An 11,595-nucleotide genomic window follows, 5' to 3' on the forward strand; every position below is an offset into this window, starting at 1 on the left:
GTATTTTTCAGGCGTTTCATTGTTTAACGTGCCGTCCGGGTTAAGGATGTTAATCACGGCGAGGTTGTGCCTCTTTGCCAGTTCCCAGTCGTTGGGATCGTGGGCGGGAGTTACCTTTAACGCCCCCGTCCCGAAGCCACGTTCGACATAAGCGTCAAATATAAGCGGGATGTCCCTTTCGGTTAATGGCAGGCGCAGGGTCTTGCCTTTGAGCGCGGTAAAGCGCTCGTCTTCGGGGTGGACGGCTACGGCGGTGTCGCCTAACAAGGTTTCAGGGCGCGTAGTGGCTATCTCGATATATTTTTCCTTGTCGTCCGAGAAAAAATAGCGGATATGGTACATTTTGCCGTTTGTGTCCTCATGCTCGACTTCGTCGTCGGCGAGGGCGGTTCCGCAGGACGTGCACCAGTTTACAAGGTAGTTTCCCTTGTATAAAAGATTACGTTCGTAAAGTGTGACAAAAACCTCGCGCACCGCTTTGGAAAGCCCTTCGTCCATCGTAAAACGCTCGCGTTTCCAGTCCACGCTCGCCCCTATTTTTTCAAGCTGTTTCGTGATAATGGCGTGGTGTTCGTTTTTTACCTTCCACGTCTCTTCTAGGAATTTTTCGCGCCCAAGCTCTCGTCTGCTTGTCCCTCTATCTTTTAGTTTTCGCTCTACCACGTTCTGGGTGGCGATACCGGCGTGGTCCGTGCCGGGAACCCAAAGCGTGGACGCCCCCCTCATGCGGTGGAAACGGACTATTATGTCCTGAAGGCTGTTATTAAGGCCGTGCCCAAGGTGCAGGACGCCCGTAACATTGGGCGGTGGGATTACAATGGTAAAATAACCTTCGCCTTTTTTCCCGCTCTCAGGCTCAAAAGCGCCGTTTTCCTTCCACAAAGCGTATATGCGGTCTTCAAAGGTTTTGGGGTCGTAAGATTTTTCAAGTTCAATAGATTTCATGCCATTTCCAATATACTTTTTTAATTAAAACAATTCAACACTTGCGGAAATTTGGATTTTCTGTTATTTTATTAATATGCAAGCGAGATATTTGGTTCCAGACGATTATATGGCTGATCCTGCCGTTCATGTCTTTAACGGCAAGCTCTATATTTACCCTTCCCACGACAGGGAAAGCGACATCGCCGAGAACGACAACGGCGATCATTTCGACATGAAAGACTACCATGTCTTTTCCCTTGACGACGTCGAGAAAGGCAAAGTGACGGATCACGGCGTGATTTTGGACATAAAGGACATCCCCTGGGCGGGCAGACAGCTTTGGGACAGCGATGTCGCCCATAAAAAAGGCAAATATTACCTGTATTTCCCCTTAAAGGACAAGAACGACATTTTCCGCATCGGGGTAGCCGTGGCTGACAAGCCGGAAGGCCCCTTTATTCCGCAGGGCGACCCGATTCGCGGAAGCTATAGCATAGACCCATGCGTATTCGAGGAAAACGGCGATTACTATATGTACTTCGGCGGGTTATGGGGCGGACAGCTCCAGCGTTACCGCGACAACAAGGCCCTTGAATCCGCCGTAATACCCGATGACGGCGAACCCGCCCTTACGGCGCGCGTCGTAAAATTGAGCGCCGACATGCTCCAGTTCGCCGAAGAGCCAAGCCCGGTGGTCATCCTAGACAAAGACGGGAAGCCCCTTACGCAGGGCGACAACCTGCGCCGTTTTTTTGAAGCTTCGTGGATGCACAAGTACAACGGCAAATACTATTTTTCCTATTCTACGGGCGACACGCATTTTTTGTGTTACGCCATAGGCTCAAGCCCTTACGGGCCTTTCACGTATCAGGGGGTGATACTTACCCCCGTAGTAGGCTGGACGACGCATCACGCAATAGCGGAGTACAAGGGAAAGTGGTATCTCTTCCACCATGACAGCGTCCCGTCGGGCGGCAAAACATGGCTGCGAAGCCTTAAAGTTACCGAGCTGGCGTACAATCATGACGGTACTATTAAAACCATAGAAGGCACGGCCTAAGACAGGAAAAATATGAAGCTGGACAATGAAAAAGCGAGTAAAAATCTTAAAGTTATTCTGGAGAAAGCGCTTAACGACGCCGATCTTGAGCTTTTGGGAGAATACCGCAAACTGTTTAAAAAGGAAGTAAGCCTTTTCAGGCGCTCATGGATTTCGGCGTGGCTTTTAATGTATTACGATAAAAAAGAATTTCCGAATATAAGAAGCGTTACCGAAAAAAAACCTTTTGTAAAAGAAACCCCAAGTCCAAGTCCGTCTGACGTTGAGGTTAACCTTAGCGAAGAAGAATCGACGAGGCTTTTTTTCAGCATCGGGAAAAACCGCCATCTTTTTCCAAGGGAGGTAATAATTTTTATCTGTTCCAAAACTACGGTTCCAAGGGAAGACATTGGCGTCATCAAAATATTGGATAATTATTCTTTTGTGCAGGTAAGGGACACGAGGGCGAGTGAAATTATCGAAGCGTTGAACGGCCTTAAATTCAAAGGCAGGACGCTGACCGTAAATTACGCCAAACCAAAAATCGCCGATACCGGCAATAGTGAGGAGAATTAAAAATGATTAACAAAGAAAAATTGCTTGAAATTTCCGAATTGCAGCTTGCGGGAAAAATAGAACAAATGGACGAGGGCAAACTGAACAATTTTGTACAGTTGCTGGACTCGTTTTCAGATAACCTTCCGGGTCTTGAGAAAAAGCTCAAGGACGCCCTTGTTACCAAAAATAACGAAGCTTTGAAAAAGAACCTTTCCACCGTCCGTGAAATGCTCGTGAAAATTTACGCGGACGAAATGGCGCAGGATATCACAAAACAAATCGGCAAAATCGGCGTGGAAAAACACGAAAAAATAGAAGCCTATTTGCGCTATTTCCTTTCAACCTTGTCCATGTTATCCGCCGAAATTCAAAAGGCGCAGTCTGGCAAGTCATCTGACGAGGCGCAAACGGCGCAAGCGTCGCAAAATGCGGTGAAAGACGCGGGCGACGCAGGCGGCGCGAAAGGCAAAAAAGACGGTACCAAGATACTGGAACGCCTGCTTGAAATTTCGGATATAAATTCAGAGAAAATCGAGCAAATGGATGAAGGCGAGTTTGACGGTTATTTGGAGGCGCTAGACGAGTTTACCGAAAACTATCCAGCCCAAGAGGATAAAATAAACGACGCGTTAAAATTAAAAGACAACGATCTTTTGGCGAAACAGCTTACGGAAGTTAAGGAAATCTTGGAAAAAATACACGCGGACGAAATGGCGCAGGATTGCGGAAAGCAGATTAGTACGATTGGAACCACTTCGCATGAAAAAATAGAAGCCTATATGCGCTACTTTTTATCCAGCCTGTCCATGCTGTCAATCGACATTCAAATGGCGGAGCAAAAAATAGACACGTCTCCCGCGGATAAAGACGCCCAGAACGGGCCGCTTAAAGCGTACAAGATACTGGCGGTCGACGATACCGCGTTTTTCCTTACGATTCTTAAAAAAATCCTTCAGGATTCAAGGTTCAATTTAACCTGCGTGTCGTCGGGCAGGGACGCGCTTAAGTACCTTGAAAAGCACGAGCCTGACATGTTCCTTTTGGACATAGAAATGCCAGGAATGGACGGATACGAACTCGCCACAAAAATCAAGGAGAACGGTCATAAGGCGCCCATTATTTTCCTTACGGGAAACGCCAAAAAAGAATATCTTGCGAAAGCGGTAAAATCGGGCGCTGCGGATTTTATAATCAAGCCGATCAACAAGGACGTCCTGCTGGATAAAATACGCAAGTATTTAAGATAGGTTAGCATATTTAGGCGGTAATTATGTCTGCGATTGGTTCCTTTGTAAAAAAAATTACGCCGAAGCGCCCGTTGTATGTGCAGATAACATTTACGGTTTTTTCATTTTTGTTAATGGTCGTATTAAGTTCCATCTTTACCAGAAACATCGTAGACAGGTACTTAAAACAAAACACGGAAAATATTTTTACCTCGTTAAAATCGCAAATAATGGCGGACATTTTGGAACCCCAGGTAACCCTGCAGGGTTTTTCGTCCTCGGTGCGGGATATGATTATAAAAGGCGCGAACGCGGACAAATTGCGGGATTATTACAACGACATGTCAAATTACCTGTCCGGCGACAAGCAAAGCTACCTTAATTTTAACGGTTTTATGGGATATTTTGAAACGCTTCCCGGGGGGCACGTTTTTATAGAAAGCATATTGGGCGCAAGACCGTTAAATTATGACCCGTCGGAACGCCAATGGTATAAGGACGCGATAAACGCTGGCGGCAAAATAACCGAAACGCTGATGTACCATGACGATGTTTATGAAGATATCGTATTTATATATTCGTACTGCATTTATGACGACGCCGGAAAACGCCTTGGCGTCGTAGCCATTAGGGTAAAAATCGACAATATCAGAAAATACATTGTTAATACCGTTCTTGTCCAGGGCGCGTACGGAATGCTTATAAGCCGCGATTTAATCGTTCTAGCCCATCCGAACGAGGCGTTTGTCGGAGAAAGCGCGCGCAGTTCGGAAATTCCCTTTTCAATCTTTGCTGATGAATTAAGCACCGGAATAGAAGTTACGGAGCGACCGCTTGTAACGTACAAGGGCGAACGAGGGCTTGCTTCTTTCAAGTTTCTTCCCAACGGCTGGATTTTAGGCATTGTGACGCCTAAAGGCCCTTACTATAAAAGCATAACCTATATGTTTTTAATCCTTATTGGCCTAGGAACTGTGATGGCGGCGGTGCTTATTTTGGTTTTAATCCGCGTCGACGCGGCGAGAAACAAATCGGACATGGAGAACAAGCAAAAATCTACCTTCCTCGCCAACATGAGCCACGAAATACGCACGCCCATGAACGCCATTATAGGCATGACCGACCTTTTAAATTACGAGCCCCTTAACAAGCGGCAGATGGGCTTTGTCAACGATATTAAAGTGTCGGCAAGGTCCCTCCTTGCGATTATCAACGACATATTGGACATGTCAAAAATCGAGGCTGGCAAATTCGAGTTAAGCCCGATTAACTACGATTTTCACATGCTTTTAGACAATATTTTTTCCATGTTCAGCTTTGTTACGCAGAAGAAAGGGCTTGAATTCAAATATGAAACCGAAGGAAAAGTGCCGCGCTACCTTTTCGGCGACGACGTAAGACTGAAACAGGTGCTAACCAACATTTGCAGTAACGCAGTAAAATACACCGAAAGGGGATACGTAAAATTCAAAGTTACAGCCACCGCCAACAAGATTATGTTCGAGATTAAGGACTCCGGCATCGGAATCCGTAAAGAAGACATGCCCAAGCTGTTTAACACTTTCCAAAGGATCGATACGGAAAAGAACCGCAACGTGGTCGGAACGGGGCTGGGACTTTCAATCTGCAAGACTTTCGTGGAAATGATGGGCGGAAAAATAACCGTAGACAGCGAATATGAGCAGGGAAGTATTTTCCTCGTCATAATTCCGATTGTTTTGGGCAAAAAGGAAGAGGTAAAAACAAACAAAGGCCTGCCTGAAGGACAGTCCCTGTCCGCTCCCGACGCCAAAGTTCTTGTCGTGGACGACAATGAATTTAACATCAGGGTAGCCGAAGGGCTTATAGGACTTTTTAAAATTAACGTGCAAACGGCTTTTTCCGGAAAGGAAGCCATCGATCTTGTTCAAAAGAACGATTATGACATCGTGTTTATGGACCACATGATGCCGGAAATGGACGGCGTTGAGGCAACCGGAATAATAAGAAAACTCGGCGACAAGTATAAAAAACTGCCGATAATCGCGCTTACCGCGAACGCCGTTCAGGGCGCCAGGGAAATGTTTTTATCGAACGGGTTCGACGGCTTTATCTCGAAACCGATTGATATTCATGAAATGTATAGAATACTGAAAGAATGGCTGCCGCTTGAGAAAATAGTAATAACAAACGAAACGGCTAAGGAAGACGTAAAAGAGGAAGGGACGAGCGAATTCCTGCAGGCTCTGGCTAAAATAGACGACATAAATGTCGAAGTGGGTTTAAGCCGCGTTTCCGGCATGGAAAACATGTACAAGGAAACGCTTGAGCTTTTCTATCAAAAACTCATACCCGAATGCGACTCCATGTACAACATGATAAATTACGGAGATATAAACGGGTTTTCAATTTCCGTACACGCCATGAAATCCGCGCTGTCCACCATAGGGGCGATGAGTCTCTCCGAATCGGCGTTAAGGCTGGAAACCTCCGCAAAAGACAACGACTTCGGTTTCTGCGTGGAAAGGTTTCCGTCTTTCAGAAACAAGCTTGTAAAACTGCACGAGGAACTGTCGGCCATTTTCCCGAAAAACGCCGGGACAAAGACCAAGAAAAAGAACGGTGATAAAGCCTACTTAAAAGAGAAAATTGAAAAAGTACTTGAAGCCGCCTCCGACTTTGACGGCGACGCGGGTCTTGCCGTTATAAACAATTTGCTTACCTATGATTTCGGCGAGCGGAACAACGATCTTTTGGAAAGTATCGCCAAAGCGTTTAAGGATTTTAATTTTAACGACGCCGTAGAACTGATAAAAAAACTGCGGAATTAACGGTTGTGTGTTTAAATAATCCTTAACAGCGACAGTATAAAAAATATAAATACGACATTTACGCTAATCCCGATAAAAAGCAGAAGCCACGCGAGTACTTCCATAGAATACGCCCTTGCCGCGTAACGGGACGCGAGCCGCGTCGGAAAGCCGTGGAGAAGGCCGAAAGTTACGAAAGGGTCGATTGAAGAAGGTTCCGGCAAAGAATTATTCTCGGTTGATACGCCGAAAAGGTGCCATTGCGGGTTTTCTTCATCGTCATACTCGCTGACGATAAACGGCGTATTTTCCGCCGCGTCCTTGGGCGAGTTAATTTTAACAAAACCGTATCTTTCCCCCGTACTGCCAATGACGGTGTTTTCTTCGTCTTCTTTCAGATAACGCATGGGAAGCCGCACAAGATCCCAGTACGACCTTAGTTTCCTCGCGTACCATGTTATGCGGTTGTAAAGAAGCGTTAAAAGAAGGCCCGGCGGGAACATGGGAAGGATTGGGAGAAAAACCGCGACAAGAGCCGTAATGGTCGTAAGGCGGTAGGCGGGCCTGTTAAGAAAATAGGCGGCGACGGAAAAGAGCGACAGCGCGCCTATTACGATTGATACGGGGGTTATGCCGTTCCAGTATTCGTTTTGTGTTCTGGCGCAACGGATTAATTCTTCCGTAAGCGAGGAATCGGGGCAGTTGTAAAAAATGACGGTAAGGGGCGTTTCTTTTGTAGAAACAAAACTCATCCTGTTGTCATGCATTTGCAGCTGGCCGCCGATAAAAACTTTTATGCCCTCGGAAAGAGTGGAAACGCTGTTCCAGCGCACTTTCTCGGGCGGCTCCTGCGTTTCGTCTTCGTCATGGGCGGGTAAAAGCCAGCATTTGGTTTTTTTTAATGAAACGGGAATCGTAAGGTCTTTGCCTTTCACCCAAAGGGTATGCCCGTCCGTTATGGAATCAATTTCTCCGGTAAAACGGAAAACGCCGCCTGAATTTTTTAGACGGCGGTACAGCGGGTAATTCAGGAGGAGGTTAAGCCTAAGATCGTTAAAGCGTCTTCTGAAAATCATCCAACTGTAGCGGCTGAAAACCGCCCCCGCAAGCGGGACAATGCCGTACCAAAAAGCGACAATAAGGAAAATGAGTAGAAAAAAAGAAACCTTCGTGCTAATATCCTCCTATGCCTGAAAAAAAAGTAACCAACGTGGTAGTGGGCGCAATCGAAACAAATTGCTGGATTTACCCGATAAACGACAAGGAAGCCGCAATCATCGATCCCGGAGACGAAGCGGATAAAATTATTTCCGCTCTTAAAAAACTAAACCTCGTCCCCGCTTATATTTTACTCACCCACGGGCATTTTGACCATATCTGCGCCATACCGGACTTAATCGAAAAGTTAGGCCATGTTCGTCCTAAAATAGCCATTCACCGCCTGGACGCCTCCTCTTTGGGGCCCGACGCGTACAAAGTCCACGCCGTAAGCGTTAAAGCCGCTATGGGCTCAACTTCCTTTATCGACTCATTTTGGCGCGATTTGCCGCCCGCCGACATCCTGCTTGAAGAAGGTTCCGTCATCGGCCCCTTTACGGTTCTTCATCTTCCCGGCCATTCGCCCGGCAGTATCGCGTTCTGGGACAGGGAAGAAGGCGTTCTTTTTTCCGGCGACACCCTTTTTAACTTCGCCTACGGCAGAACGGATCTTCCCGGCGGCAGCGAAACCGCTCTCTTTGCGAGCCTGCGCCGTCTTTTTGAAATGGACGAAAACATCATAGTTTACCCGGGACATGGGGAAATAACCACGATAGGGCTGGAAAGAGAACAAACGGCGACGCTAATTTAACAGACTTTTAACTAAATCCTCTTATATATTGACATAATCAAAGAACGGGTGTTTAATATATAGATGAAAGAAACGCAGGATCAGGAAAAAAGAACATCCATAAAAACCAGGTTTATATTTTTCTCCGTCGCCCTTTTTTTGGCTATTTTCATAGGCGGAAGCACCGCGTTTGTTTTTTCAATGTGGCAGATTCTCCATACTTCGGCGGGGATGGAACTTGAGCAGGCGATGGAACTTGAACGGGCGAAACTTGAAACGTCGGTCAACAGCGAAATCGCCATCGCCCTTAAAATGGCGACTTCCCCCCTGATACAGCGCCATTTTCTGAACCCCAGGGACAGGGATCTTAAAAAAATAGCCTTTGAGGAAATAGACGGATACAGGCGGTCGTTCAAGAGCCAGTCGGTCTTCTGGTGCAGCGATATCGACAAGGAATTTTACTTCGCCGAAGATAACCATTTCCCGCTTGACGCCGAAAATCCCGACAACTATTGGTACAAAATGACCCTGTACCAAACTGAAAAATACAATTTTAACATAAACTACAACGCGGAACTTAAACAGACTTTGCTGTTTATAAACGCGCCCGTATTTGATTCAAATAAAAAGCCAATAGGCCTTTTGGGGACGGGCATAGACCTTACCGTTTTTATTAACAGCATATACCAAAATTACAAGGGCGCGGCGACGTTATACCTGTTTAACGACTTGGGGGAAATAACCGGCAGTAAAGACGTAAACCTTGTAACAAATAAAACGACGCTGGATAAGGCGATTGGAGACACGGGCAAGAAGCTTCTTGAAAAAGCAAAGAACGCCGAAAGCCAATATTTTACCGTGCCGGAAGGCGTGGCGACCATTACGGGAGTGCCGTCCCTTAACTGGCATATCGCCGCCATTCTTCCCCTTAAAATGACGGACGCTTTACGTAGCGGCATGACGATACTCTTCCTTTTGATGATGGCGGCCATCGCGGTTATCCTTGTAATTTCTTATGTGTTTATAACAAGCCTGCTAAAACCCATGAATAGCATAGTAAACACCTTGGACAAAATAGCGGAAGACTGGGATCTTACCCGCAGGGCGGAATTTAAACACCTGGACGAAATTGGCGTTCTGGCGCATGACTTTAATTATATGATGGATCAGATCAAGAACCTTGTAGCCACGATTAAATACAAGATCAAAGCGCTTACCAGCACGAGTTACGAGCTTACCTCGAATATGGCAAAAACTTCCAAGGCGGTTGACGCGATTTCTGAAAATTTCGACGGCATAAAGAGCATGTCGGTAAAGCAGGACAAAAGCGCGTCGGAAGCGCGTACCGCCGCTAAAGACATTCAAGAAAACATTAACAGCCTGAATACCCTGATAGAAGCGCAAGCCGCGAGCATCAACACGTCGTCTTCCGCGATTGAGCAGATGACGGCGAATATTAATTCCGTAAACAAAACATTGATCGAAAACAGCAAGAACGTGGAAAACCTTACTGAAGAATCGGAGAGCGGAAAAGCCGGGCTTCAGGATGTGGCGGAGAAGATAAAGGAAATTGCCCATGAGTCCGAAGGGCTTATGGAAATAAACGCCGTAATAAACGGTATCGCGAGCCAGACAAACCTGCTTTCCATGAACGCGGCGATTGAGGCGGCTCACGCGGGAGAAACCGGCAAGGGCTTCGCCGTAGTCGCCGACGAGATCCGAAAACTCGCCGAATCGTCAAGCAAGCAGTCAAAGACGACTTCTTCCATGTTAAAAAACATAAAAAAATCCATAGAAAGCATAATGGCGTCTTCCAACGAAGTCTTATCCCGTTTTGAGGTTATCGACAACGAGGTAAAGACCGTATCCCAGCATGAGCAAAACATCCGCAGCGCGATGGAAGAACAGGAAACCGGCGGCAAGCAGATACTTAATTCCATGCTGCACTTAAAAGAGACGAGCGTAACGGTAAGGGAAGGCTCGGAAAGAATGTTGGAATCGGGCAACCACCTGACGAAACAAACGGATGAATTTATAGATATAAGCAACAAAGTCGTAGGCGCCATGAACGAAATAATAAACGGGGCGATGCAGGAGATAAAAGTCGCCGTAACCAAAGTAGACGAAATGAGCAGTGAAAACACTAAAAATTTCGAGGAATTAAAATCGGAATCTTCTAAATTCAAGGTCGATTCGGCGGGAGAAAAGAAAAAAATTATCGTAATAGACGATGAGGCGACCGTTTTAACCATGACAAAAACCATGTTGGAAGAGGTTTATGACGTTACTACGGTCAATTCAGGCAAAGAAGCCTTAAAACTGTTTTTCCAAGGGTATACCCCAAATTTGGCGCTATTGGACTTAAACATGGGTGAAATGGACGGATGGGACACCTTCATAAGAATACGGGATTTATCCAAATTGCACGGCGTCCCGATAGCCGTATACTCGGCGTCGGAAGACCCGAAAGACAAAGCCAAAGCGCAGGAAATGGGCGCGGCTGACTATATCATAAAACCTGTTAAAAAAGAAGAATTGACGGCAAGGGTGAAAAAGCTGGTCAAATAGGGTCAAAATGACCCACTTTTTGCTCCAAACCTCCTATTTACTAATATTGACAATTATTATGTTTTTGTATAATATTTGATAAATTGAGTTCTTAGGAGGATTTTAATGAAAATTGCTATTAATGGTTTTGGGCGTATCGGACGCCTCGTATTCCAGGCCTTGGTAGGCCAGGGATTACTTGGAAAAGACAAAATTGACGTAGTGGCGGTGGTCGATCTTTCCACCGACGCGAAATACTTTGCCTATCAGTTAAAGTACGACTCAACGCAGGGTCAGATGGATGCCGACATCGGCACCGACGGCGACGACGTGCTTGTGGTCAACGGCCACAAGATCAAATGTCTGTCCGGCAAGGGCAAGACGCCGGATCAGTTCCCTTGGAAGGATCTGGGAATTGATTATATAGTGGAATCCACGGGTATTTATACCGACGAGAAAGCTTACGGCCACATCGCCGCGGGCGCGAAAAAGGTCATTATCTCCGCTCCTGGCAAATCGAAAGACGAATCCAAGCCGGTTAAAACCATCGTCATGGGCGTTAACGAGAATGAATACGATCCGGCAAAGCACCATGTTCTGTCCAACGCGAGCTGTACGACCAACTGTCTGGCTCCCGTAGTTCATGTAATTCTTAAAGAGGGCTTTGGGATTGAAACCGGC

General features: G+C 46.4%; 9 protein-coding genes. 7 read left to right on the forward strand and 2 right to left on the reverse strand.

The features are described 5' to 3' along the window. A partial coding sequence (locus tag ACYVTD_RS06675; protein WP_461247000.1) for a class I tRNA ligase family protein occupies positions 1-945 on the reverse strand: 945 nt, incomplete at its 3' end. Between the two features lie 76 nt (positions 946-1,021). Here ACYVTD_RS06675 and ACYVTD_RS06680 point away from each other — a divergent pair. From ACYVTD_RS06680 to ACYVTD_RS06695, 4 genes are read left to right on the forward strand one after another with little or no spacing between them, the layout of a single operon-like run. After that, positions 1,022-1,987: a glycoside hydrolase family 43 protein gene (locus ACYVTD_RS06680; RefSeq protein WP_461247001.1), complete on the forward strand. Its 966-nt coding sequence runs from the start codon at positions 1,022-1,024 to the stop codon at positions 1,985-1,987. Positions 1,988-1,999: 12 nt separating this feature from the next. Continuing rightward, positions 2,000-2,542, forward strand: a complete 543-nt coding sequence (locus ACYVTD_RS06685; protein ID WP_461247002.1) for a DbpA RNA binding domain-containing protein — start codon at positions 2,000-2,002, stop codon at positions 2,540-2,542. 2 nt (positions 2,543-2,544) lie between these two features. Then, entirely contained in the window at positions 2,545-3,771 is a 1,227-nt protein-coding gene (locus ACYVTD_RS06690; RefSeq protein ID WP_461247003.1) for a response regulator, read from the forward strand. 23 nt (positions 3,772-3,794) lie between these two features. Beyond that, positions 3,795-6,560 (forward strand): hybrid sensor histidine kinase/response regulator, encoded by a 2,766-nt coding sequence (locus ACYVTD_RS06695; protein ID WP_461247004.1) that lies wholly within the window; start codon positions 3,795-3,797, stop codon positions 6,558-6,560. Positions 6,561-6,571: 11 nt separating this feature from the next. Here ACYVTD_RS06695 and ACYVTD_RS06700 read toward each other — a convergent pair whose 3' ends face one another. Beyond that, positions 6,572-7,615: a hypothetical protein gene (locus ACYVTD_RS06700; protein ID WP_461247005.1), complete on the reverse strand. Its 1,044-nt coding sequence runs from the start codon at positions 7,613-7,615 to the stop codon at positions 6,572-6,574. Between the two features lie 110 nt (positions 7,616-7,725). Here ACYVTD_RS06700 and ACYVTD_RS06705 point away from each other — a divergent pair, with 110 nt between their 5' ends. The 3 genes from ACYVTD_RS06705 to ACYVTD_RS06715 all read left to right on the forward strand — a co-directional run. After that, positions 7,726-8,388: an MBL fold metallo-hydrolase gene (locus tag ACYVTD_RS06705; protein WP_461247006.1), complete on the forward strand. Its 663-nt coding sequence runs from the start codon at positions 7,726-7,728 to the stop codon at positions 8,386-8,388. A 63-nt stretch (positions 8,389-8,451) separates the two neighbouring features. Beyond that, positions 8,452-10,935, forward strand: a complete 2,484-nt coding sequence (locus ACYVTD_RS06710; RefSeq protein ID WP_461247007.1) for a methyl-accepting chemotaxis protein — start codon at positions 8,452-8,454, stop codon at positions 10,933-10,935. A gap of 105 nt (positions 10,936-11,040) precedes the next feature. Next, a partial coding sequence (locus ACYVTD_RS06715; protein ID WP_461247008.1) for a glyceraldehyde 3-phosphate dehydrogenase NAD-binding domain-containing protein occupies positions 11,041-11,595 on the forward strand: 555 nt, incomplete at its 3' end.

This window comes from Treponema sp. R6D11 (genome assembly GCF_054786075.1).